This window comes from Pseudoalteromonas fenneropenaei (assembly GCF_042643375.1).
GTDB classification, from domain to species: domain Bacteria; phylum Pseudomonadota; class Gammaproteobacteria; order Enterobacterales; family Alteromonadaceae; genus Pseudoalteromonas; species Pseudoalteromonas fenneropenaei.
Map to the genome: position 1 here is coordinate 106333 of NZ_JBHRSD010000022.1, position 24410 is coordinate 130742.

Genomic DNA, 24410 nt, shown 5'->3' on the forward strand with positions numbered 1-24410 from the left:
TCTCGACACGCGCTTAAGCAAGCGCTGAGTTTACGCTTTGTAACGTAAACTCAGGTGCATGTGGTTAGAGGTTTTCTTCTGCAAATGACGCCAAGCGACTACGCACTACACCATTTAAGTTGATTGTGGCACTGCCTTCGAAGTGTTTAAAGCGCTCAACTATGTAGGTAAGGCCTGAAGTCAACGGCGTCAAGTAATTGCTATCGATTTGCGCCAAATTCCCGGTGCAAATCAGTTTCGTGCCTTCGCCACAGCGAGTAATGATGGTTTTTAACTGTGACGCGGTGAGGTTTTGACTTTCATCCAAAATCACCACGGCATTTTGAATGCTGCGGCCACGCATAAAATTCACCGACTTAAACTGAATATTGGCCTTTTCCATTATATAGTTGCGACTGGTTGACGGGCTTTCATCATTTTTATGTAGTACCTCCAGCGTATCTGTAATGGCGGCAAGCCAAGGCGCCATTTTCTCTTCTTCAGTACCGGGTAAAAAGCCAATGCTTTCGGCGATTTCTGGCGTATTTCGGGTCACTATCACTTTATCGTAAATACGTTTTTCAATGATCATTTCAAGTGCACTAGCAAGTGCTAATAAGGTTTTCCCACAACCCGCTGGACCAGTTAAAATCACCAACTCAATCGTTGGGTCAAGCAAAGCATCAAGTGCCATCCCCTGATAGACATTTTTCGGTTTCACCCCCCATGCCATCTGGTGCAGCAAACGCTCAGCACTGATATCTTTAATGGTAATATGTGCATCGTCATAACCTGTCACGCGGGCAGCAAAGTGTTCGGTATCATCAATTAAATACTCATTACAGAACACATCCGGCAACAAATCTTTCGGCACATGATGATAAGTATCGCGGCCATGTTGCTCTGTTTGGCAATCGCCAACACTAGCCCAAAAGTCGCCCTTAAACTTTTTAAAGCCAGTGCTGAGCAGTTTAATGTCGTTGATCAGCTGATCGGTACGATAGTCCTCAACATATTTAAGCCCTGCGCCTTTGGCCTTCAAGCGCATATTAATGTCTTTGGTTACTAGTACCACCTTGGCATTGGCATGCTGTTTTTGCATCCGCACTGCACAATTGATAATACGGTGGTCGTTTTCATTGCCGGGCAAGCCCGAAATGGTGTCTGGATAAAGGTGGTCATTAACAATAATGAGTTTACCGGCTTTTGAAGGCTTGCCGTCTATCCGTTTATGGGTTGGTAATTTTACCCCTTCTAGCATTTGCTCAGGCGAGGCATCTTTCAATGCTTCATCCAAAGCGCGGATCACCACCCGTGCGTCACGGCTGACATCACGTTTGCGGTCTTTGATGTGGTCTAATTCTTCAAGTACTGTCATCGGGATGACGACGTCGTGTTCCTGAAAGGAGAGAAAGGCGAGTGGATCGTGGAGTAGTACGTTGGTGTCGAGCACGTACATTTTGTTGTCATTGTCTTCTGCTTTTCCCATAGCGCGCTCCTGTCGATTGCGAAAAAGTATGCTATACCCAATCTTACTGTGCGAAACGCAACGCACATGGCTATAGTCCAAGTTTAGTCTATTTGTCATAAAAGTCTGTTTGATGACAAAAAAAGCTTGCTTGAGCGCTCAGTTTTTAATCAGCAGTTATTTGATTTTGCAAGACTCAACAGGGAAGAAAAGCATCCGCCAGCGCGGTAGATGAAATTTTTTATGAAACTGCCATAACGCATATTTGGCAACATTTAGCAATATTGAACATGGCCAACCTTATAGGTAACATAGCCGCCTTTTTTCTGCTAAGACATCTGCAAAGACGAGACGATACATGAATTTTTCCTTAGGTCAGCGCTGGATCAGCGACACTGAGTCAGATTTAGGGTTAGGGACTGTGGTCGCCATTGAAGGCCGCCAAGTTACCATTTTATTCCCTGCCTGCGGTGAGAACCGCGTTTATGCTGTGACAGAAGCGCCGGTAACGCGTGTGGTATTTAACCCGGGCGACGTTATCCGCAGTGCTGAAGAATGGGAAATGCGTGTCGATAAAGTCGAAGCTGTAGGGGCACTATTGTGCTACCACGGGCAACGCATAGATACCGAAGAAATAGTCAGCTTAAAAGAAGTGATGTTGGATCATTTTATCAAGTTCAATAAGCCGCAAGACCGTTTATTTGCGGGTCAAATTGACCGCTTTGATCGCTACACGTTGCGCTACCAAACTTGGCAGCATTTATATCAAGCTGAGCAATCGCCGTTAAAAGGTTTAATCGGTCAGCGTGCCAGCCTTATTCCGCATCAGCTGTATATTGCCGAAGAAGTCGGTAAACGCTTTGCGCCACGGGTGTTATTGTCTGACGAAGTGGGTTTAGGTAAAACCATCGAAGCGGGCATGATATTACATCAGCAGATCCTCTCTGGTCGAGCCAACCGCGTGTTAATTGTGGTACCGGAAAACCTGCAACATCAGTGGTTAGTGGAAATGCTGCGTCGCTTTAATCTGAAGTTTTCAATCTTTGATGAAGAGCGTTGTGACGAATCGTTTGCCGATGCCCCTAATGTGTTTGAAACCGAGCAGTTGGTGCTGGTAAGCCTTGAATTTATTACCAAAAAGCGCCGCTGGTTTGAGCAAGCTACCTTAGCCGATTGGGACTTATTAATTGTTGACGAGGCACACCACTTAACCGTCAGCAAAGATAAGCCATCACAAGAATACCAACGTATTGCTGAGCTTAGCCAAGAGATCCCAGGGCTTATCTTACTAACAGCAACGCCTGATCAACTAGGTCATCGTAGCCACTTTGCGCGTCTGCAATTGTTAGATCCAAGCAGATTCTACGATTACGAAGAGTTCGTCGAAGAAGAAAAACACTATAAAGAAGTCGCCGATGCCGCCAACCAACTCTTGCAGCATGGCGAACTTTGCGATGCAGCGCAGCAAACGCTAAAAACCTTATTAAAAGAAAGCGATATCGACGCGCTATTGGCAAAAACTGCTGCCGGTGATGACGCTGCTAAGCATGAGCTACTAGAAATGTTGCTAGACCGCCATGGTACGGGTCGTATTTTATTCCGTAACAGTCGTAGCGCAATTACAGGCTACCCGAGCCGTAAGCTCAACAGCTACCCAATGGTGATGCCAAAGCAGTACCAGACCGCGATTTCGGTGCTGGGTAATATGGGTTTGCAAAATACCGAAGGTAAGGCTCGCCGTGCTTTATTCCCAGAAAAAATCTTCCAAGAGTTTGAAGGTGAAGGCAGCAGCTGGGCTGGCTTTGATCCTCGTGTAAACTGGTTAATTGATTTACTGAAAGAACTTAAACACGAAAAAGTGTTACTGATCTGTGCTGAAGCGCAAACCGCAGTCAACTTAGAACAAACCTTACGTGAAAAAGCCGGTGTAAAAGCCGCGGTATTCCACGAGGGGATGTCGATTATTGAGCGTGACCGTGCCGCGGCTTATTTTGCTAACGAATACGATAGCGCGCAGGTTCTACTCTGTTCAGAAATTGGCTCTGAAGGTCGTAACTTCCAGTTTTCACATCATTTAGTGTTATTTGATTTACCACTCAACCCTGATTTACTAGAGCAGCGCATTGGCCGTCTTGACCGCATTGGCCAAAAGCATGATGTGCAAATTCACGTACCGTATTTTGCCAACACCGCACAAGAGGTGTTGTTACGTTGGTATAACGAAGGGTTAGATGCGTTTGAAACCACCAGCACCACAGGTCAACTCTTGTACAAGGGTTTTGCAGAGGAATTACTGGAACTTATCGCAGCGCATAATTGTGATGAAGACAGCCTAGATCCTTTACTTGAACAAGCGGCTAAACAAAACCAAAATTTACGTAAACAAATGGAACAAGGTCGCGACCGTTTACTTGAGCTGCATTCCAGCGGTCAAGGTCGTGCTGAGCAAATCGCCGCAGACATAGCTAAACTGGATGACGATGTGATCTTACCTGCGTTTATGATCAAAGTGTTCGATCTCTTTGGCGTATCGCAAGAAGATAAGGGCGAAAATACCATTATCTTAAAACCTACTGAGCACATGTTAAACCCATCATTCCCATGTTTACGTGACGATGGCATTACCGTTACTTTTGACCGTAGCACGGCTCTATCACAAGAAGATGCCCATTTTATCTCTTGGGATCATCCTATGGTGCACGGCGTGATGGATATGATCTGTAATGATGACTTTGGTACTGCGTCAGTGGCATTACTCAAAAACAAAAAGCTGCCCGCTGGCACTTTCTTTGTTGAGCTGGTCTACATTGCAGAAGCATCGGCACCAAAAGCGCTGCAAATTGGTCGCTTCTTACCCCCTACGCCAATTCGCCTATTGTTAGATAAAGCGGGTAACAACCTTGCCGCAAATGTGCCGTTTGATGGCTTTAACCAACAGCTTTCTGCTGTCGGTCGCCAAACTGCGAGTAAATTAGTTAATGCCCTGCAAACCATTATCCATCCGTTATTGCTTAAAGGTGGTGAGGTTGCCGAGCAGCAACTGGCGGGCTTACAGCAACAAGCGCGCACTAGCATGACCACTAAACTAGATGAAGAGCAAGCACGTTTGGTGGCGCTTAAAGCCATTAACCCCAACATTCGTGATGAAGAAATCGACTATTTTGCACGTCAGAAAACGCAACTGCTCACCCATATTGATAAAGCACAAATGAAGCTCGATGCTATTCGCGTGATTGTTGTCACGCACGAATAAGCAACCAGCTTAAACTTGGCAAGCAACAAGGGGCGCAATACAATACGCCCCTTGTTATTTTGGAGCGTTTCCATGTTGCTGCACTATGCCCCTGCGCTAACCCCGTATCTGAGTTTTTTATATCAGGATAACGATATCTTGATCATCAACAAGCCAAACGGTTTGCTGACGGTGCCAGGTAAAGCGCCAGAGCACTACGACAGTGCCATCACGCGGGTCAACAAAGTGTATCCTGAAGCGCGCATTGTGCATCGCTTAGATATGGCCACATCTGGCATTCTTTGTATTGCCATGCATAAAGCCGCCCATCGGCACTTAAGTATGCAGTTCCAAGACCGCAATACCGAAAAACGTTACGTGGCAAGAGTATTCGGCCATCTTCAAGAAACCACAGGCAGTGTTTCACAGCCGCTTATTTGTGATTGGCCCAATCGCCCTAAACAAAAAATCTGTTATGACAATGGCAAGCCGTCGCTTACGCACTGGCAAGTGTTGGCGCATGAGGACAATGCCACGCGGGTCGCACTCACCCCCGTCACTGGTCGCTCGCATCAATTGCGGGTACATATGCAATATCTTGGACATCCTATCCTTGGCGATAAATTTTATGCCCATGAGCAAGCCTTGTGCGCAGCACCAAGGCTGCAACTGCACGCTGAAATGTTAAAAATCAGCCATCCACAAACCGGTGAAATGATGGAGTTTCACTGTCCTGCACCGTTTTAACGCTTTGCTGAGCGCGAACAATGTGCCTCAGCCCCCAAACTACATCCCCAGATGACTTGGTATTGTAGCGAAGAAGCCCAACCACGCCCCTACTGCTTCAGGTAATACTGCTTCCGGTAAAAATGTATATGACACTTGTCATCTTGATTGATGACAAGCCTCACTGCATTTGCCGTTATCCATTTGCCATACTGGCCTTGTCTTCAAACCTGCAAGGAACAAAGTATGTCTGGTTATATCTGGTTAGTGACTTGGATGGTGTTCGCTGTGATCTGGCGTGTACTCAATATTTGCACCGCCAAACATTCGGAGCAAAACAATGACTGAGCACATTATTAGCGTCAGTGCGCTGACAGTTAAACGGCAAAATCGTACTATTTTAGATAATTTGCACTTCACGGTAGGCCGCGGCGAATGTATTGCGATACTCGGCCCCAATGGCGCGGGTAAATCTACCTTAATTGATGTGCTGCTAGGTCGGCTGGCCCCAGCACAAGGCAGCTGCCATATTCTACAGCAACAACCCGGTGCGAGCGCACTGCGCCAACAACTTGGCATCATGCTACAAAGCGCTACGTTACCTGCAAACAATACTGTCAGTGAATACTTACATCTTTTTCGTAGCTATTACCATAAACCTATCAGCTATCAACACGCGTTGCAGTTTAGTGGCTTAACCACTGCGGAATCACAGCGTTTTAGCGAACTCTCTGGTGGTCAAAAACAACGTTTACTGTTTGCTTTAGCTCTGCTTGGCGACCCGCAAGTGCTGTTCTTGGACGAGCCTAGCTTAGCGATGGACGCAGCAATGCGCCGTGAAATGTGGCAACAAATCAAGCTACTCAAACAGCAAGGCAAAACCATAGTGCTCACTACTCATTACTTGGAAGAGGCCGATGCGTTAGCAGATAGCGTATTTGTGTTGAAGCAAGGCCAGTTTATTGCCAGTGGCTCTCCCTGTGCGTTAAAGGCAGCCGATAAGTCCAGTCGAGTGAAATTTTACACCCACACACCGTACGCGATTTTATTAAGCCTCTTACCCGACACCCCGTTTACCATTGAGGAACACTGGGTGAGTTTGCAAACACCCGAAGCGAGCCAGATATTACAACGCTTGTTTGCTGCTGGAGTGCAAATTGATGATTTGAGTGTGACTCCTCATTCGCTGGAAGATACCTTTTTAACTTTAACCGAGGAGCAAGCAGCATGATAGCTTTAACGCAAACGACTTATATGCAGGAAAGCAAAGTAGACTTGCTGGGGTTAATGCGCAGCCCCGGCTTTGTACTTCCCGCACTCCTCTTTCCTTGCGCTTTTTACTTTTTCTTTGGTGTGGTGTTTAAACATGACGCGAGCGGCGCAAGCACCTACTTACTGGTTAACTACTGTATTTTCGGGATTATGGGCCCCGCTTTATTTAACTTTGGCGTGCATGTGGCACAAGACCGCGAAACCGGTAGCCTGACTTTAAAACGCTTATCTCCTATGCCCCCGCTTGCTTATGTCATGGCAAAAAGTCTCAGCGCGCTGTGTTTTTCGCTGCTGATCTGTAGTTTATTGTTTGGCATTGCTTTACTGGGTACAGATGTCACCATGAGTGCAAGCCAATGGCTAGGTTTACTTGGCACTGCGCTACTTGGCACCCTACCATTTTGCGGGCTGGGGTTATGGCTTGGACTTAAACTTAGTGCGAAAGCGGCACCAGCTGTAGTCAACTTAGTGTATCTCGCCATGGCGATGTGCTCGGGTCTTTGGGTGCCGATTACGTTATTGCCAGAGAGCATGCAAACTTTTGCGTGGTTGCTACCTAGCTATCATCTTTCTCAACTGGCACTTAGCGTACTGTCAATGCACCAAGGTCACCCCATTGGGTTGCACTTAATCATTTTAAGCGCGTTTGCCATCGCGTTTGCGCTATTGGCCAGTCACCAATGGCGAAAACTCTATTAAGCAAAAGAAAACAGTAAACTTTTCCCACTACGCGCCGATATCTAAGCAACGCATGTTAAGCATTTGGCATCAGTTAGGAGATTGCAATTGGCGCGTCCTCACCCTGCAATGACAACTATCGTAATTAATCGCTGCAGTCGTTTTATTAATACCCGAGTAAAACCTGGTTTTACTTTGTTACTTGGTTTAATGATGACCTTATTAGTCGCAGTGAGTTTACCCTCTTGGGCTGAACGCCCAGCTCACATTGCCGCGCCATCTTGGACCAGCCAGCTTGAAAACGATATCACGCGACATGTAGCACTTGAGGAGCGCAAAGCTTTTACGACTGACGAAGATGAGAGTTTTTCAGCGCTCTATTTGCCCTACATGAGCGCCGAAAAGCGCGGTATCGCGATTTTAATCCCAGATTGGCAGCACAGCCCTATGGATAACAATGGCTTTAGCTATTTGCGCCAAGCCCTAACTGACGATGGTTTTGATACCTATGCGGTGGTTGTCCCTGAAATTAACTGGCAAGCTGACATTGCCACCCAGAGCGAAGAACAAGCACAAAATGCACAAGATAGCGCCGTGCATTTTATTACCGAAGCTGTACTCGACGACTATAAAAAGCGTTTATTTGCCCGTTTTAGCAAAATTTACGAAAGCTTGGCGATGAGCCAAAGTGAGCAGTTGGTGGTGATAGCGCAAGGCACCAGCGCTGGTGTTTTGGCTGAGTACTTAGCGCGGATGCCATCGCTGCGCGTTAATGCCTTAGTTACAGTCAGCGCCATGTTACCAAACAGCAATCGCAACAAGCATTTACCCGCCACACTGTCATTAGTCGGGCCGGCGTTACTTGATTTATACTATTCTGCCGACACGCCACTTATCACCGACTCAATGCATGAACGTAATCGCTGGGCGCGCCGTAATGCGAAGTACGATTACCGCCAACGTGAATTATTTGGCCTGCCGTACGAGGCGCGCCAACATGTGCGATTACGCAAAGAAGTCGACGGTTTTCTACGCCAGCTATAATCTAGCATTGATTAGCTCGCTTTTTTTAAAAACTCGTAAGCCGCTTGAATGTCCTGACTTTTCTTCTTGGCAAGTTCCATCATATGGGGTGGCAAACCTTGCGAAACCAGCTTGTCTGGATGGTGCTGCGACATCAGTTTACGATAAGCCCGTTTGATGTCCTTTTCATTCGCGCCATCTGCTAAGCCCAACACTGCCAGCGCTTGTCCTCGGCTATTGGCGCTAGTTTGCGCTTGGCTACGATTGTGCTGTTGTTGCTGCGAATGATGGTGGTGAGACTGCTGACTGTGCTGCTGTTGCGACTGACGATAAGCTTGCTGCTGCGCACGGAACTGAAATTCAGCCTGATAACGTTTTAGGACAAACAGAAAATGGCTGTGAGAGATCCCTAAATATTTGCTCACTTGCTGAATAAGCGCTTGTTCCTGCGCCGCTAAATGACCATCGCTGTATGCCATTTGAATTTGAATTTCTAAAAACAGCTGCAGCAGATCATAGCGCCGACCAAACGCCTCGCGCACATCCTGCACGGCTTCTTTGAGTGAAAACTCCGCAGCCTTACCAGCATTGAATGCACGCTGCGCTTCTTTACGGTCTTCGCCATGCAGTGCCATTTCATCCATAAAGGCAGACGCTGCTTGAATGTGGATTTCACTTACCCGACCATTCGATTTGGCAATGTGTCCCATGACAGCAAAACAGCTGGAGAAAAATAGCGCTTGGCGCTCGTGTAAATCATCACCACGACTAAAGGCATTAAAACCACCCACTTTGTCGAAGTCTTGTTTTAACCCCTTGTCGAACAAGTGGCCTAGATAAAACCCCAGTGCCGCGCCAAGCCAACGACCAAACATAAACCCAAAACAGGTGCCAAGCAATTTACCCCACATGTGCACCCCCTTGCTGTGCGTTTAATTCCGCCAATCGCTCTGGCGTGCCTACATCGTGCCACTCGCCAAGATAAAGTTCAGTCGAAACCTGACCGGCTGCAATTCGCTCTCGCAAAATTGGCCCAAGCGCAACAAAACCCGGCGTAATACCATCAAAAAAAGCGCGGTCGTAGCGTGCGATACCCGAAAAAGTATATCGGGTTGGATTGAGTGGCTGATGACACAAAGTGAAATCGCCCTCTGGATGCTGCGGCGGGTTTTCCACCAACACCAAATGCCCTTCTCCAGCTGCCAAATGCAATTGTAATAGGCTATCTAACTGATAGTCAGTAAAGATATCACCGTTTATCACCACAAATTGCGACTCAGTTTGACTACATAGCAGCGGTAATGCAGCCAAAATCCCGCCTGCGGTTTCAAGCCCAGCAATGGGCTCTTGGCTGTATTCAATTTGCACTCCAAACTTGCTGCCATCTTGGAAATAATCACGAATTTTATCCCCTTGCCACGCAAGATTGATGACGATTTCAGTGATCCCAGCCGCTTTACAGCGGGCGATGTGGTAGGCAAGCAACGGCAGCCCAGCCACCTCCAACATAGGTTTTGGCATATTAGCCGTCAGTGGCATCATACGTTTGCCGCGCCCTGCGGCTAAAATCATGGCTTTCACGCTAAAGACTCCAGTTTCGCGCTTACCGCTGGGATTATGTCAGCTTGCAGCCAACTTGCAAGCCATTGGCTTTGCGGATATTTCTCCGCAACCTCAACAATATAAGCCAAGGTTGGGAGGATATTTGCTAAGTAACCCGCTTTGCCATCACGTAGCCATAAGCGCACGAAAATCCCCGCAGCCTTTAGATGACGCTGCAATCCCGTAACGTCCAAATAATAGGCAAATTCTGTCTCCGATATTTGCGCTAGTAGCCCTGCTTGATGCAGCAAAATAAAGGCATCGTGACGCAGCTGAATAAACTCCGCCTCAGGAAGGCGGAAATAGCAATCACGCAGTAGCGATACTACGTCATAACAAACTGGACCTTGCACTGCATCTTGATAATCAATCAGTGCCCAACCGTCCTCTACTGCCATAATATTACGACTATGGAAATCACGATGCATAGTCACTTGTGGTTGCGCTATAAATTCGCCAACCAGCCAATGCTGTAACGCTTGCCAACGCGTTGTTAGCTCCGCTGTGCTAGGCACCTGCAGCCACTGGCTGAGTAACCAATCGCGGAAGATGTCTAACTCCATGGCAATAAAAGCCGCATCATAGGGCTTCATCCAGCTACTTGGCGTTAAAGTCGCGATTTTTGGCATGAGCGCTAAGACTTGCTGATAATGACTTACGCGTGTGGCCTCATTTAACTTATCCGCCAGATGCACACTGCCGAAATCCTCAAGTAAGACTAGCCCCTGCGCATGATCTACCGCCAATACTTGCGGTACACGCAGCCCACCTGCGGCAAAATGCTCGGTTAAAGCGACAAACGGGCGGTTGTCGACCTTGCTCGGCTCTGCAGCCATTAAAATATAACTTAAGCCGTTGTGTTCAATACGGAAATAACGGCGAAAACTGGCATCCCCAGTAATAGCTGCCACACTGGTTGGGGGAGCGTTAAAGTAAGCTTGTAAAAAAGAGTCAAATTTTGTCAGCACTGTGGTCATGATTTATCACGTTTTTCGTTATTCTGGTTACTGTAATTAGGCCCATTTTCATTTATGATGTTGGGCTTTGAAAACAGGCGCATGGAAAAGAAGGTTGCAATGCAAAAAATCTGGAGTTTGTTAGTCTTAGGTTCACTGCAGGGATTGTATAGCGCCACTGTAACTGCGCAAACCACCACTGCTGCCGATACTGCCTCACAAACTTCTGCCGATACTGCTGTCACCTTGCCTGCACCACAACTATGTAACACTACAACCCTGAACCCCAGCTGGCAACCCGCACCGGGATTAGGACTCAATGCCATCGCTATTGATGCCGACGACGTTGAATTACAAGGTACGCAGAGTGCCGAGTTTAATGGCAATGTCAATATCCATACCACCAAAATGACCTTACGTGCTCAGTCGGCATTGGTCGATAAGCAACAGGGGCTGTTACATGCGAGCGGACCGCTACAGTATCAGGATAAGTTCAGCAAGGTAGAAAGCGCAGGCCTTACTGCCAACCTCAATCAAAGCAGTATTGTCCTGCTTGGTGCACAATACCAACTTACCCAACAAAATGGTCACGGTGGAGCAGAAAAGTTAGCGGTTAATGCCAAAGGTCTAAGCCTCGACAATTCAAGTTTTACCACTTGTCCCGGCGAGCAACCGTTTTGGCAAATCAGTGCCGACAACATCACCTTGTCACAGGACGATGGTTGGGGTGAAACCCACAACACCATCTTGAAAATCTTAGATGTGCCTGTTGTTTACATTCCCTATTTCACCTTTCCAATCGACGATAGACGTAAGTCAGGCTTACTGACTCCTACACTATCTAGCTCTGCGCGTTTTGGTTTAGAGCTTGCGACCCCGTTTTATTGGAATATTGCGCCCAATTACGATGCCACCATCACGCCAAGATATATGGCCAATAAAGGGGTGCAACTGGTCAGTGAATTTCGTTATCTGACCGAAGATCACCAAGGTTTAGTAGCGGTAGAATACTTAGGTAATGATAAATCTGAGCAAACTTTGGATGAGCGTTACCTCTTTCATTTTCAACAACAAAGTGATTTTAACTCGCAGTGGCGCGCCAGTTTTGACGTCACCAATATCAGTGATGACAACTATATTACCGATTTAAATACCGACTACGCGTCGATGACTGATACGCAGTTGCAGCGTACTGCGCTATTTAACTACTTGGGTGATGATTGGACGGCCAACATTAAACTGCAAAACTTTGAGGTGCTAGGTAATCACACCGAATCCTACGCGGCACTGCCTCAGGTAAGTTTTGCGCGGCGCCAAATTGGCGATCAACAAGGGTTAAATTGGCACTTTAATGGTGAATTTGCTCACTTTCAAAATCGCGATTTAACCATAGAAGAAGCCTCACGCGTGCACTTAGAACCCAAACTCAGTTATCGTATTGATGACTATGCTTGGTCATTTTTATCTGAAGCCAGTTTATTACATACCCGTTATCGTCAAGATGGCGAGCTAAGTGACACTCCTTACGCACGAGAAGTGAGCCGCACGTTACCCAAAGTACGCCTCCACGGCAAACTCAACTTCGAACGCGATACCGCGTGGTTTATTGAAGACGGTATACAAACTTTAGAACCACAAATTCAATATTTATACACGCCAAAACGCGACCAATCAGAGATTGGACTGTACGATACCACAAGATTACAAGATGACTTCTTCGGTTTATTCCGCGACAAACGCTTCTCAAGTGTTGACCGAGTTGCTGAAGCAAATCAGTTTACCTTAGGTGCCACCACACGCGTGTTTAACCGTGGCAACGACGAAGTGTTTAACTTTAGTTTCGGCCAAATTTTCTACCTCAGCGATTCAGTGAAACCGAGTGAGCAAGGCCTCCCCAGCGCAGGCTCTGACACTAATTACAATGCGCTACTGGCCGCTGAAACTATGTGGCATTGGCATCGTCGCTGGTATTTAGGTGCTGGTGTGCAATTTGATGCCGATGGCAAAGATGTGGTGCAATCTCACCTTACTTTAGATTACAAAGGTGATAATAATCAGCTAGTGCAATTGAACCATCGCTATGCAACCGATGTCTCAGGCTATACCATAGATCAGGTCGGTATGTTTATGAGTGTGCCAGTAAGTGATAACTGGCAGTTAATTGCCAGCTACCACCGTGATTTAGAGGCAAACCGCAGTATTGAGTCGTTTGCTGGATTTCAGTATGAATCTTGTTGCTGGGCGGTGCAAATAACCACCAGTCGACAAATTGAAACCGACCTCAATCGCACCATTGGGCAAGACGATGCGGTGTTCGATTCTAGTATCCGCTTCAACTTTGTGTTGAAAGGACTTGGCAGCAACGCTCGTAGTGATGTACAAAACCTCTTAAAACGCGGTATCTTTGCTTACAGAAGACCCTATTTTTTAAATAACTAGAAATTAGAAGTTTATGAATTTTAAAAAGCTATTTTTAAGCGCTTGCCTAAGCCTGAGTGTATCTCAGGTGGCTTTTGCAGAGCGTGTTGAACTCGATAAAGTGGTCGCTACCGTCAATAATGGCGTAGTGTTGCAAAGTGAAGTGAATGTCGTCATTGACCGTGTCAAAAAGAATGCTGAACAACAAGGCACGCAGCTTCCGTCTGACAAAACCTTACGTTTGCAAGCCGTAGAGCGCTTAGTTGACCAAGAAATTATGATGCAGCTTGCTGAGCGTATGGGCCTTGAGATCTCTGATGCGCAGCTCGACCAAACCTTAGCTAATATCGCTGGCGACCAAGGTGGTACTATTACCGATTTACGCCGCACCATTGAAGCCTCAGGTGAAAGTTTTGCGGCTTACCGCGAAGAAATTCGCCGTGAGATCACTACCGGGCAAGTAATGCGTGCGAACGTTGACCGCCGTATCTACGTCAGTCCACAAGAAATTGATAATCTTCTGAAAATCATGGAGTCACAGGGCGCTAATAACGAAGAGTACGATATCGGCCATATTTTGGTTAAGCTCCCTTCAAAAGCCTCACCAGAAGAAATCGAAGCCGAGCGTAATCGTGCGGAAAAAGTCATTGAGCTGTTAAACAAAGGCGAAGACTTTAAGCGCATCGCGATTGCTTCATCTGGCGGTGCCAAAGCACTCGATGGTGGTCAGTTAGGTTGGATGGGCATTAATGATATGCCAACCTTATTTGCCGAAGCAGTAAAAGGCAAAAAGAAAGATGATATTATCGGCCCACTCCGTTCTGGTGCTGGCTTCCACATTATTAAAATTCAAGATATCCGTGGCCGCCAAGTAGTTGAAACTACAGAAGTTCGCTCACGCCATATCTTAATCAAACCTTCTATCATCCTGAGCGAAGAAAAAGCCCGTTCGATGTTACAAGGCTTTGTTAAAGATTTACGCGAAGGCAAAGCGGACTTTGCCGCGCTAGCCAAAGAGCATTCTGAAGACCCAGGTTCAGCGCTTAAAGGCGGCGAGTACGACTGGACAGATCCAAGCACGTATGTACCTGCGTTTCGTGATACTTTATTATCACTGCAAGTAGGTGAGCTAAGTGAGCCATTCCGCAGTACATTCGGCTGGCATATCGTGCAATTGCTGGACAAGCGCATTGCCGATAAAACGGAACAAGCTAAACGCAATCGCGCCCACGGCATTCTCTTTAATCGTAAATTCAAAGAAGAAAGCTTCAAGTGGCAGAATGAGATGCGTGAACAAGCCCATATTGAAATTTTCCCGGCAGAATAAAAATGACTTTACGGATTGCTATCACGCCAGGAGAGCCTGCAGGTATTGGCCCAGACCTGTTAATTAAGTTGGCACAAAAGGCTTGGTCAGAGCAATTGGTGGCTGTTGCGGATGCCGCGCTGTTAACACAGCGCGCAGCAGAACTTGGCCTCAGCATTAAAGTTTTACCATTTGATCCTGAAGCTGTTGCCACACCTGCCCCAGCTGGTGCCATTTACTGTTTACAAGTTGACCTTGGTGCCCCTGTTGTAGCGGGTCAGCTTGATGAGAATAACGGCCGTTATGTGCTTGATACGCTGCGAATAGCATCCGAAAAAAACATGGATAATACCTTTGCCGCGGTGGTCACAGGCCCAGTCCATAAAGGCATTATTAATCGCGCGGGCATCGCATTTAGCGGTCATACTGAGTATTTTGCTCTGCAATCAAATACTTCACATGTGGTGATGATGCTCGCCACCGAAGGACTACGAGTGGCACTGGTGACGACCCATATTCCGCTGGAATATGTGTCACGCGCCATTACCACCGAACGACTCAGCAAAGTGGCACGAATTCTCCACCAAGATTTACAGCAAAAGTTTGGCATTGCTGAACCGCGTATTTTGGTTTGCGGCTTAAATCCACATGCTGGTGAAGACGGCCATTTAGGCCGCGAAGAAATCGATACCATCCGCCCGGCTCTAGAAGCGCTCAATCGAGAAGGTATGCATTTTATCGGTCCACTGCCAGCTGATACGCTGTTTCAGGCTAAATATCTAGAAAACGCAGACGCGGTACTGGCAATGTATCACGATCAAGGATTACCTGTGTTAAAATACAAAGGATTTGGTAATTCCGTAAACATTACATTGGGGCTGCCATTTATTCGTACTTCCGTTGATCACGGTACTGCGCTAGATTTAGCGGGTACAGGCAACGTCGACGTGGGCAGTTTCGATTTAGCGATTCGTGAAGCAATTAAGCTTGCGACTGAGAAAGCACAAAATACATGAGCGATAAAGTACACTTAGGCCACCGCGCGCGTAAGCGCTTTGGTCAAAACTTCTTAAATGATGCGATGATCATCGACAAAATTGTCACCGCCATCGACCCCAAACCACAAGATAATCTGGTCGAAATCGGCCCAGGTCTTGGTGCTATCACCGAACCTGTAGCGGCGTTATCAGGCCATTTAACTGTGGTAGAACTAGATATGGATCTGGCTGAGCGCTTGACCCAGCACCCATTTTTAGCATCTAAGCTGACAGTTCACCAAGGCGACGCGATGAAGTTCGATTTTTCATCGTTGATTAAAGAGGGTGAAAAACTAAAAATCTTTGGTAACTTACCCTACAACGTTTCAACGCCTTTATTGTTTCACTTGTTTGAGTTTGTCGACAACGTTGAACATATGCACTTTATGCTACAAAAAGAAGTGGTCAACCGTATGGTTGCAAGCCCAGGCAGCAAGGCCTTTGGTCGTTTGAGTGTGATGACACAATATTACTGCTACGCCATGCCGGTCATTGAAGTGCCACCAACATGCTTTAAACCTGCACCTAAAGTCGACTCTGCGGTAGTACGTTTAATGCCAAAACCGGCTGAGCAACGCAGTGCCAAATGCACTAAACTTCTCAACACAGTCTGCTTGGAAGCCTTTAACCAACGCCGCAAAACGCTGCGTAATAGCTTATCAAACTTACTTACCGAAGCAGAAATCGCTGGCCTTGGTATTGATGCAGGGCTTCGTGCTGAAAACCTCTCACTTAACCAGTTTATTGAGATAGCTAATTTTATCTATGACAAACAACACTAATCTTGGCTCTCCGATCAAAATCTCGGTAGAAACCTTTTACGTTGAAGCGCAGTCAGAACCGGAAAAGGAAAAGTACGTTTTTGCGTACACTATCACCATTAAAAATCACAGTTTGTGCAGTGCCAAACTAGAGAGCCGCTATTGGTTAATCACTGACGCCAACGGTAAAGAAACCGAAGTCGAGGGTGAGGGTGTGGTAGGTGAAACCCCAACCATTCGTCCTGGTGAAAGTTATCGCTACACCAGCGGTGCAGTGCTTGATACCCCAGTTGGGACAATGCAGGGGCATTACGTGATGCGTAACGAGTTTGGCACTGAATTTCAGGCGCCAATCGCGGTATTTAGGCTCTCTACTCCTAATATTCTGCATTAGACTATGGCACGCTACGTAGTCGGTGATCTGCAAGGTTGTTTTACACCTCTGGTTGAACTACTCGACCAAGTAGATTTTAACCCAAGTAAAGATCACCTCTATTGCGTTGGTGACATTGTGGCACGTGGTCCTGACTCACTTGCCTGCCTAAGCTTTTTGGCTAAAAATGCCAGCTCGGTAAGCATTACTTTAGGTAATCACGACTTACATTTGCTGGCTTGCCAAGCACTCCATAAAGCACCGAATCCAAAAGACAAACTCGCTGCACTGTTTGCTCACCCAGACTTCAACCACTATTTAGCCTTCTTACAGGCACAACCGCTGGCCATTTACCTCCCCGATAGTGATGCGCTGATAAGTCATGCTGGTATTTATCCAGACTGGAGCATTGAGGACGCGCTTAGCCATGCAAAGTTTGCCGAGCAGTGCTATCAAGGTGCTCAGGCTGCTGAATTTTTCGCAACTATGTACGGTGATTGTCTGCCAAGCGACATCCATAGTCATGATGCTCACTCTCGGTTTCGCGCCATCGTTAATGTGTTTACGCGAATGCGCTTTTTAGAATTGGATGGGCGACTAAATCTCTCGCATAAAGAGGGTTTAGAGGGGGCAATTGGTCTGCAACCTTGGTTTCAGCATCCAAAGCTAAATCCCCCGCCCTGCAAGCTGATCTTCGGCCATTGGGCGGCATTAGAAGGGAAAACGGGGCGAAATGACATCATTGCACTCGACACGGGCTATGTCTGGGGTGGAGCAATGACACTGCTGGATTTAACATCTTGGGAACGCCTGTCCGTAAATCCCTAACATTTAACCTATTTAACTGAAATTATTGCTCACATCTGCTATAAAAGACTTAACTTATCAGCGACAATTCCGATAAGTATTTCGATTCGATTAGTAAATTTGGAAGATTCTATGAATTTAACCGTCAGCCAACGTATTTGGGGTGGATTTATCGTCATTACCTTGTTGCTTATACTTATTGGAGGTAACTCTCTGATGCGTATAGCCAACATTGACAATTCATCACAGCTTGTAAATACCCTGTCTTTACCTGCTTTAGACAAAAGTTCAGAGCTGCAGGTTGAATTCTCATTGATGAGTAAAGTGGCACAAGGCAGCTTTTACAGCCAATCAGAAGAGCGCCTTAATGCACTTGAAGCCGAGTTTGCAAAACGTAAAGCCAGCTTCAGCGCCACCTATCAAGAGTTGCAACAGGTCGTAAGCAAAAACAACAATGCCAAGCTCACTAAAAGTAGTAATGATGCTGGCGCCTCTTATCAAACTTTCCTGCGCTCTGTTGATAGCTTGTTAAAAGATAAACATCAAGAGTTAGCATTGAAAAAAGCGACACGCGCCCAGCTAGAAAAAATCGAGTCAGCTTCTGAAGACGCCAACACCGTAGTGCTAGATATTATTGATCTCAACGGTTTTGAAGCCGCAGATAAGCGTGCTTTCCAAGCCGCAAATAATATGGAAACTAACTTTACCTCGTTAGTCACCAATAGCACTGACATGTTGACTGTGGACAACATCAATACGTTAGAGATCGTCTCCAAAGAGCAACTTTACTATTTATCTGAGTTAGAGCGCAGCATGGGTCTCCTAAAGCCAGCTGTCACTGAACTTGATGCCGACCTCTATGCTAGCCTTGAAGGTTATTTCAACGCGATTCAAGCGCAAGTTAAAGGTAGCCAAGGTTTAGCGGAAAACCAACGTCGCTTAATCAACGCCATTGAAATGACTCGCACTGAATTGGCCGATGCAGAAAAAGCGACTGCAGCAGCCCTAACTCAATTAGATGAGCTGCTGTTAGAAGCCAGCGAAGTCGCCTTTAAGCTGCAAAAAGAAGTGCGTGAAGATGTGACCTCGGCCAACTTATGGACTTGGATTGGCATGATCTCCGCCACTTTAGTTGCCATCATCGTTGCCTTTATCACTGTTGGCCGTATTACTAAGCCACTTGCCGAAGTTAACCGCATTTTAGATATCGTTGCCCGAGGCGACATGACTCAGCGCCTTGATGACCGCGGCCGTGATGAGTTCGGTGAACTCGCTCGTTCATGCAATAGCTTGATTGATAATTTGCGTGAGCTTATCACAGGTATCGTTTCACGCTCGACTCAGCTTGCTGCAGCATCAGAGCAAACCTCTGCGATTACCACAGAATCAAGCCAAGCTATCCGCAACCAACAAGCGCAAGTTGAGCAGGCTGCCACCGCGACCACGGAAATGAGCAGCACCTCACATGGCGTAAGCAACAGCGCACACCAAGCCTTATTAGAAATCAAAAATGCCGACAAAGAAGCAGAGCGCGTTAAGGGCATTTCAAACGATAACAAACATACCATTGAACAACTTGCACGTGAGGTAGACGAGGCCTCACGGGTTATCAATAAGCTGAATCAAGATAGTGCCTCTATCGGCAGCATTCTTGATGTGATCCGCGGTATTGCCGAGCAAACTAACCTACTGGCACTCAACGCTGCAATTGAAGCTGCCCGAGCTGGTGAGCAAGGCCGTGGTTTTGCGGTGGTAGCGGACGAAGTTCGCTCGCTTGCCAGCAAAACCCAAGTATCAACACAAGAAATTCAAGTCATGATTGAGTCGCTACAAAGAGGCGCGCAAGAAGCTGTACATGTGATGTCAAAGGGAAAACAACAAGCTGAGTCTTGTGTTGCGCAAAGTGATTTAGCCGCCCAAGCACTGAACTCGATTACCCTTGCAGTCTCTCAAGCCCACGATGTCAGTGAAGAAATTGCCACTGCCGCACAAGAGCAACAACAAGTCGCCCAAGAGATAAGTGAACGCTTAGAGTCAATTGTTGCGATTGCGGAGCAAACGGCGGAAGGCGCAAACCAAACCTCGATTTCGAGCACTGAGGTGGCGAAACTGGCCGAGGAATTACGCTTGTCTGTGGCGCAATTCCGCGTTTAACGGTTTTGAACACGCGGCTCAATTGCGCAAAGCAAGTGAGCACTGCGTAACCTCACTAACGTTACTCACCGCTAAAGTACAAAAAAAATAACAAGAAAAAAGCCCGCTCAGTTGAGCGGGCTTTTTGTCTATATATCAGGCTTAGAATAACGCCTCAGCCTTAGCCACTACGTTATCTACCGTAAAGCCGAAGTACTTGAATAGCTCATCAGCAGGTGCCGACTCACCGAATGTCGTCATACCCACAATAGCGCCATTGAGACCAACGTACTTGTACCAGAAATCTGCGATACCAGCTTCGATTGCAACCCGACGCGTTACCGCACTTGGCAATACGCTTTCTTTATATTCAACGCTTTGTGCATCGAACAAATCGGTTGATGGCATAGAAACCACACGCACTTTCTTACCTTTTGCACGTAGTGCTGTTGCCGCGTCAACTGCTAGCTGAACCTCAGAGCCAGTGGCAATCAGAATCAGTTCAGGCGTGCCGTCACAGCTTAGTACATAACCGCCTTGCTTAATCGCTGCAACTTGCGCTGCGCTACGCGGCTGTTGCTCAAGGTTTTGACGGGTAAAGACTAGCGCAGTTGGGCCATCTTTACGCTCAATTGCTTGCTGCCAAGCGACCGCTGATTCAACTTGGTCACATGGGCGCCAGTTAACCAGATTCGGCGTCATCCGCATACTTGCCAATTGTTCTACTGGCTGATGTGTTGGGCCATCTTCACCCAGACCAATTGAGTCGTGGGTATAAACGAAAATGCTTGGTTGCTTCATCAGTGCAGCCATACGTACTGCGTTACGCGCGTATTCCATAAACATCAGGAAAGTCGCACCGTAAGGAATAAAACCTTTGTGAAGCGCTATACCATTCATAATGGCAGACATACCAAATTCACGTACACCGTAGAAAATGTAGTTGCCTGACGCATCTTCTGCCGTTAAGCCTTTTGAACCGCTCCATAGAGTTAGGTTTGAACCAGCTAAGTCAGCTGAGCCGCCCATAAATTCAGGTAGGAGTGGACCAAAACGATTTAGCGCATTTTGTGATGCTTTACGCGTTGCAGGATTAGCTGGGTTTGCTTGTAGCTCAGCAATATAAGCTTCTGATTGCGCGTGCCAATCTGCTGGTAAATCGCCTTTCATACGGCGCTCAAACTCAGCAGCCAATTCTGGGTATTCAATTTGATACTCAGTAAATTTGATCAACCACTCGCTTTGTTGTTGTTGACCACGTGCTTTGGCATCCCACTTCGCATATATATCAGCAGGCACATCAAACGGTGCATGTGACCAACCGAGGAATTCACGCGCAGCGGCAATTTCAGCATCACCCAGCGGTGCACCGTGGCAGTCATGGCTACCTGATTTGTTTGGCGAACCATAACCAATCACGGTTTTACAACAAATCAGGGTTGGCTTTGCCGTTTCTGCTCGTGCAGCATCAATCGCAGCTTTAATGGCATCACTGTCATGACCGTCAACACCTGCAATGACGTGCCAGCCATAAGACTCAAAACGTTTTACCGTATCGTCAGTAAACCAGCCTTCAACATGACCATCGATAGAAATACCATTGTCATCCCAAAACGCAATCAGTTTGCCAAGCCCTAACGTACCCGCCAAAGAACAGGCTTCATGGGAAATACCTTCCATCAAACAACCATCACCTAAGAAAGCATAAGTGAAGTGATCAACGATATTATGTTCGCCACGGTTAAATTGCGCAGCCAAAGCCTTTTCCGCAATCGCCATACCTACTGCATTGGTAATGCCCTGGCCAAGCGGGCCAGTGGTGGTTTCAATGCCTGGCGCGTAGCCATACTCAGGGTGACCTGGCGTTTTTGAATGCAGTTGACGGAAGTTTTTCAAGTCGTCGATTGATAAGTCATAACCACTTAAATGTAATAGAGAATAGATCAGCATAGAACCATGACCATTAGACAGAATAAAACGGTCGCGGTCATACCAATCAGGGTTATTTGGGTTATGTTTTAGATAATCGCGCCATAGGACTTCGGCGATATCCGCCATGCCCATAGGGGCGCCTGGGTGACCTGATTTGGCTTTTTGCACTGCGTCCATCGACAAAACGCGGATCGCATTCGCGAGTTCTTTGCGAGATGGCATGAATTCTCCTAGATTAATAGTTCTGCGCGGGTAATTTGAACCCTCATTCTTACTTATTTGGGGTCAGGTCTGCAACGCTTAATCCTGAGAAAAAACGGGTACAACGCAGTTTTTCGGTAGATTTTTGCCTGCATGTTTAGCAACTTGAAAAAAATTAATGTGCTGCGGACGTCTAGGCGTAAAAAAGCTAGGCATGGAGGTGAGTTTTGGTTAAAATACGCCTCTTATTTTTCTATTGGTGCGCTGTATAACTCGTTCTGCAGTTGCTGAAGCGCAAATATTGGTGGGTTTAAATATAATGGCAAAACATTTATTTACTTCTGAGTCCGTGTCTGAAGGACATCCGGATAAAATTGCGGATCAGATCTCTGATGCAGTTTTAGATGCTATCATCGCGCAAGACAAACATGCTCGTGTTGCTTGTGAAACTATGGTTAAAACGGGTGTTGCTATCATTTCTGGTGAAGTAACAACAGACGCATGGGTAGATTTAGAATCTATCACCCGTAAAGTAATTTTAGATATCGGCTACAATTCTTCATTCGTTGGTTTCGACGGTGCAACTTGCGGCATTATGAACCTTATCGGCCAGCAATCGCCGGAAATCGCACAAGGTGTTGACCGTGCTAAACCAGAAGAGCAAGGCGCGGGTGACCAAGGCCTGATGTTCGGTTATGCGACCAATGAAACGCCTACTTTGATGCCAGCACCAATCTATTACTCACACCGTTTAGTTGAGCGCCAAGCTGAAGCGCGTAAATCAGGCTTATTGCCATGGTTACGTCCAGATGCTAAATCTCAGGTCACTTTCGTGTATGAAGATGGCAAACCAGTTGCTATCGACGCCGTGGTACTGTCAACACAGCACAACCCAGAAGTTGAGCAAGAAGTGCTCGTACGCGACGTGATGGAGCACATCATTAAGCACACGCTACCTGCTGAGCTTTTAACCGACAACACCAAGTATTTCATCAACCCAACGGGTCGTTTCGTGATCGGTGGCCCAGTAGGTGACTGTGGTTTGACTGGTCGTAAGATCATCGTTGACTCATACGGTGGTATGGCTCGTCACGGTGGTGGTGCATTCTCTGGTAAAGATCCATCAAAAGTTGACCGTTCAGCAGCATACGCAGGCCGCTATGTAGCGAAAAATATCGTTGCAGCAGGTCTTGCTGACAAGTGTGAGATCCAAGTGTCTTACGCTATCGGTGTTGCAGAGCCAACTTCTATCTCTATCGAGACATTTGGCACAGGTAAAGTTTCTGAAGAGCGCTTGATTGAGTTGGTACGTGAGCACTTTGACTTGCGTCCATACGGCATTACTAAGATGCTAGACTTATTGCACCCAATGTACCAAATGACTGCGGCGTACGGCCACTTCGGTCGTGAGCCATTTGAAATGACTGTAGGTGATGATACTTTCACCGCATTCAGCTGGGAAAAAACCGACAAAGCTGACGCACTTCGCGCAGCAGCTGGTCTGTAATAGTCCTAACCTAAATATCCTTAAAAAGCGCCTGCAGGCGCTTTTTTTTATGCTTGTGCTCTTTCCCACTTCTCTATCTGGCTTAGGTAAAAGAGTGTAAGAAAATATATAGAATGACAATTCTATTTAAATATCAAAATCTTATACACAACAAACAGTAACAATGAAAATTGTCATTAGGCCTCCAGTTAGGTACCCTATAATAAACCGACCACAAGGATGAGCATGCAGCTACTGTTTACACTTCACGATTGGCTATCTCTAGGTATAAGCAAATACAAAACTTGGCTTATCACCCTAGCCTTGTTATTGCTTGCCGCTCATTGGTATCAAAAACAGCAAGCAGATCAGTTGCTGCAACAAGCAGTGATTGCCACCCCAGCACTGGATGACGTGTTTATCGTAGATGAAAGTAAACTAAGCGATGCTGCGGGTACACAATCACAATACAAAATCTACCAAGTCAGTGCTATTGACGGTGATAATATTAGTTTTCGGGTTGGCCGTTATACCTATTATCGCTTTCGCGATATTAAACGCGGCATTCAACTAGGTCAGCTAATGGTCGATGACTATTACCTCACCGAGCCGGTGCGTTGGCAGCAAGCTCAGCTCTCTGATTTATACGAGAGCGGCGTGATTTATCAAGCACACCGCCCTATCGATATCTACGTATTTGGCGGCATTGTCCGTCAACGCGCTAAACCAAAAGCTTTGTATATTCCAGAAAAGCCTAACCCACACAATCAAAGGGCTATTCGCCACTATCAAATGGGCGAATTCGATGCCGCCCGCGAAGCCTTTTTCGCGGCGGCGCAAACGGGTGATAAATGGGGTCAGTTTAACTATGCCGAGATGCTTAGAGATGGTGAAGGGGGTAAAGCGGATTTAACACTCGCGGCTTTTTGGTTTGCTACCGCAAGCAGGCAAGGTTTAGCGCAAGCACAAATCGCTTTAAAAACCATTTGTGAAGCTCAGCCAAACCTCACAGAGTGCTAA

19 protein-coding genes are annotated in these 24410 nt (G+C 46.7%); 14 read left to right on the forward strand and 5 right to left on the reverse strand.

Annotated features, from left to right (window positions below; genetic code table 11):
• Nucleotides 1-64: 64 nt before the first annotated feature.
• Nucleotides 65-1468: a PhoH family protein gene (locus ACFOEE_RS13040; protein ID WP_377124938.1), complete on the reverse strand. Its 1404-nt coding sequence runs from the start codon at nt 1466-1468 to the stop codon at nt 65-67.
• A gap of 337 nt (nt 1469-1805) precedes the next feature.
• On the opposite strand from ACFOEE_RS13040, the gene rapA reads away from it, so the two are divergent.
• The 5 genes from rapA to ACFOEE_RS13065 all read left to right on the forward strand — a co-directional run bounded on the left by rapA (nt 1806) and on the right by ACFOEE_RS13065 (nt 8399).
• Nucleotides 1806-4700 (forward strand): RNA polymerase-associated protein RapA, encoded by a 2895-nt coding sequence (gene rapA, locus ACFOEE_RS13045; RefSeq protein ID WP_377124940.1) that lies wholly within the window; start codon nt 1806-1808, stop codon nt 4698-4700.
• Between the two features lie 72 nt (nt 4701-4772).
• Complete coding sequence (rluA, locus tag ACFOEE_RS13050) at nt 4773-5426, forward strand: bifunctional tRNA pseudouridine(32) synthase/23S rRNA pseudouridine(746) synthase RluA (protein WP_377124942.1); 654 nt, start codon at nt 4773-4775, stop codon at nt 5424-5426.
• Nucleotides 5427-5745: 319 nt separating this feature from the next.
• On the forward strand, nt 5746-6636 hold the full coding sequence (locus ACFOEE_RS13055) for an ABC transporter ATP-binding protein (protein WP_377124944.1): 891 nt from the start codon (nt 5746-5748) through the stop codon (nt 6634-6636).
• Nucleotides 6633-7376, forward strand: coding sequence for an ABC transporter permease (locus tag ACFOEE_RS13060; RefSeq protein ID WP_377124946.1), 744 nt, complete (start codon nt 6633-6635; stop codon nt 7374-7376). The genes ACFOEE_RS13055 and ACFOEE_RS13060 overlap by 4 nt, the downstream gene beginning before the upstream one ends.
• 87 nt (nt 7377-7463) lie before the next feature.
• Nucleotides 7464-8399 carry a DUF3530 family protein gene (locus ACFOEE_RS13065; RefSeq protein ID WP_377124948.1) on the forward strand — a complete coding sequence of 312 codons (936 nt, stop codon included), beginning with the start codon at nt 7464-7466 and terminating at the stop codon, nt 8397-8399.
• Nucleotides 8400-8410: 11 nt separating this feature from the next.
• Here ACFOEE_RS13065 and djlA read toward each other — a convergent pair whose 3' ends face one another.
• Genes djlA through ACFOEE_RS13080 form a run of 3 tightly spaced genes read right to left on the reverse strand, consistent with a single transcriptional unit; the run spans nt 8411 to nt 10957 of the window.
• Entirely contained in the window at nt 8411-9289 is an 879-nt protein-coding gene (djlA, locus tag ACFOEE_RS13070) for a co-chaperone DjlA (RefSeq protein WP_377124950.1), read from the reverse strand.
• Complete coding sequence (gene murU / locus ACFOEE_RS13075; protein WP_377124952.1) at nt 9279-9959, reverse strand: N-acetylmuramate alpha-1-phosphate uridylyltransferase MurU; 681 nt, start codon at nt 9957-9959, stop codon at nt 9279-9281. Before murU ends, djlA begins: the two co-directional genes overlap by 11 nt.
• Entirely contained in the window at nt 9956-10957 is a 1002-nt protein-coding gene (locus ACFOEE_RS13080; RefSeq protein ID WP_377124954.1) for an aminoglycoside phosphotransferase family protein, read from the reverse strand. Before ACFOEE_RS13080 ends, murU begins: the two co-directional genes overlap by 4 nt.
• Before the next feature lie 99 nt (nt 10958-11056).
• Here ACFOEE_RS13080 and lptD point away from each other — a divergent pair, with 99 nt between their 5' ends.
• The 7 genes from lptD to ACFOEE_RS13115 all read left to right on the forward strand — a co-directional run bounded on the left by lptD (nt 11057) and on the right by ACFOEE_RS13115 (nt 19792).
• Nucleotides 11057-13375: an LPS assembly protein LptD gene (lptD, locus tag ACFOEE_RS13085; RefSeq protein ID WP_377124956.1), complete on the forward strand. Its 2319-nt coding sequence runs from the start codon at nt 11057-11059 to the stop codon at nt 13373-13375.
• 13 nt (nt 13376-13388) lie between these two features.
• Complete coding sequence (gene surA / locus ACFOEE_RS13090; protein WP_377124958.1) at nt 13389-14681, forward strand: peptidylprolyl isomerase SurA; 1293 nt, start codon at nt 13389-13391, stop codon at nt 14679-14681.
• 2 nt (nt 14682-14683) lie between these two features.
• Nucleotides 14684-15676 (forward strand): 4-hydroxythreonine-4-phosphate dehydrogenase PdxA, encoded by a 993-nt coding sequence (gene pdxA / locus ACFOEE_RS13095; protein WP_377124960.1) that lies wholly within the window; start codon nt 14684-14686, stop codon nt 15674-15676.
• Nucleotides 15673-16479, forward strand: a complete 807-nt coding sequence (gene rsmA / locus ACFOEE_RS13100) for a 16S rRNA (adenine(1518)-N(6)/adenine(1519)-N(6))-dimethyltransferase RsmA (RefSeq protein ID WP_377124962.1) — start codon at nt 15673-15675, stop codon at nt 16477-16479. The genes pdxA and rsmA overlap by 4 nt, the downstream gene beginning before the upstream one ends.
• The gene (apaG, locus tag ACFOEE_RS13105) at nt 16463-16852 is read left to right on the forward strand and encodes a Co2+/Mg2+ efflux protein ApaG (protein ID WP_377124964.1); all 390 of its coding nucleotides are present in this window, start codon (nt 16463-16465) and stop codon (nt 16850-16852) included. Before rsmA ends, apaG begins: the two co-directional genes overlap by 17 nt.
• A 3-nt stretch (nt 16853-16855) precedes the next feature.
• On the forward strand, nt 16856-17659 hold the full coding sequence (locus tag ACFOEE_RS13110; RefSeq protein ID WP_377124966.1) for a symmetrical bis(5'-nucleosyl)-tetraphosphatase: 804 nt from the start codon (nt 16856-16858) through the stop codon (nt 17657-17659).
• A 111-nt stretch (nt 17660-17770) separates the two neighbouring features.
• Nucleotides 17771-19792 (forward strand): methyl-accepting chemotaxis protein, encoded by a 2022-nt coding sequence (locus tag ACFOEE_RS13115; RefSeq protein ID WP_377124968.1) that lies wholly within the window; start codon nt 17771-17773, stop codon nt 19790-19792.
• Nucleotides 19793-19933: 141 nt separating this feature from the next.
• Here the strand turns inward: ACFOEE_RS13115 and tkt are convergent, their stop codons facing one another.
• Nucleotides 19934-21925 carry a transketolase gene (tkt, locus tag ACFOEE_RS13120; protein WP_377124970.1) on the reverse strand — a complete coding sequence of 664 codons (1992 nt, stop codon included), beginning with the start codon at nt 21923-21925 and terminating at the stop codon, nt 19934-19936.
• A gap of 298 nt (nt 21926-22223) precedes the next feature.
• Between tkt and metK the strand changes: the two genes are divergently transcribed.
• Both metK and ACFOEE_RS13130 read left to right on the forward strand, forming a co-directional pair.
• Nucleotides 22224-23411, forward strand: a complete 1188-nt coding sequence (gene metK, locus ACFOEE_RS13125) for a methionine adenosyltransferase (protein WP_377124972.1) — start codon at nt 22224-22226, stop codon at nt 23409-23411.
• A gap of 225 nt (nt 23412-23636) precedes the next feature.
• Entirely contained in the window at nt 23637-24410 is a 774-nt protein-coding gene (locus tag ACFOEE_RS13130; protein WP_377124974.1) for a hypothetical protein, read from the forward strand.

Bases quoted from the DNA above. Each gene is read 5' to 3' on its own strand.
- ACFOEE_RS13040 (WP_377124938.1), bottom strand. From the start codon at position 1,468: ATGGGAAAAGCAGAAGACAATGACAACAAAATGTACGTGCTCGACACC.
- rapA (WP_377124940.1), top strand. From the start codon at position 1,806: ATGAATTTTTCCTTAGGTCAGCGCTGGATCAGCGACACTGAGTCAGAT.
- rluA (WP_377124942.1), top strand. From the start codon at position 4,773: ATGTTGCTGCACTATGCCCCTGCGCTAACCCCGTATCTGAGTTTTTTA.
- ACFOEE_RS13055 (WP_377124944.1), top strand. From the start codon at position 5,746: ATGACTGAGCACATTATTAGCGTCAGTGCGCTGACAGTTAAACGGCAA.
- ACFOEE_RS13060 (WP_377124946.1), top strand. From the start codon at position 6,633: ATGATAGCTTTAACGCAAACGACTTATATGCAGGAAAGCAAAGTAGAC.
- djlA (WP_377124950.1), bottom strand. From the start codon at position 9,289: ATGTGGGGTAAATTGCTTGGCACCTGTTTTGGGTTTATGTTTGGTCGT.
- ACFOEE_RS13080 (WP_377124954.1), bottom strand. From the start codon at position 10,957: ATGACCACAGTGCTGACAAAATTTGACTCTTTTTTACAAGCTTACTTT.
- lptD (WP_377124956.1), top strand. From the start codon at position 11,057: ATGCAAAAAATCTGGAGTTTGTTAGTCTTAGGTTCACTGCAGGGATTG.
- surA (WP_377124958.1), top strand. From the start codon at position 13,389: ATGAATTTTAAAAAGCTATTTTTAAGCGCTTGCCTAAGCCTGAGTGTA.
- pdxA (WP_377124960.1), top strand. From the start codon at position 14,684: ATGACTTTACGGATTGCTATCACGCCAGGAGAGCCTGCAGGTATTGGC.
- rsmA (WP_377124962.1), top strand. From the start codon at position 15,673: ATGAGCGATAAAGTACACTTAGGCCACCGCGCGCGTAAGCGCTTTGGT.
- apaG (WP_377124964.1), top strand. From the start codon at position 16,463: ATGACAAACAACACTAATCTTGGCTCTCCGATCAAAATCTCGGTAGAA.
- ACFOEE_RS13110 (WP_377124966.1), top strand. From the start codon at position 16,856: ATGGCACGCTACGTAGTCGGTGATCTGCAAGGTTGTTTTACACCTCTG.
- ACFOEE_RS13115 (WP_377124968.1), top strand. From the start codon at position 17,771: ATGAATTTAACCGTCAGCCAACGTATTTGGGGTGGATTTATCGTCATT.
- tkt (WP_377124970.1), bottom strand. From the start codon at position 21,925: ATGCCATCTCGCAAAGAACTCGCGAATGCGATCCGCGTTTTGTCGATG.
- metK (WP_377124972.1), top strand. From the start codon at position 22,224: ATGGCAAAACATTTATTTACTTCTGAGTCCGTGTCTGAAGGACATCCG.
- ACFOEE_RS13130 (WP_377124974.1), top strand. From the start codon at position 23,637: ATGCAGCTACTGTTTACACTTCACGATTGGCTATCTCTAGGTATAAGC.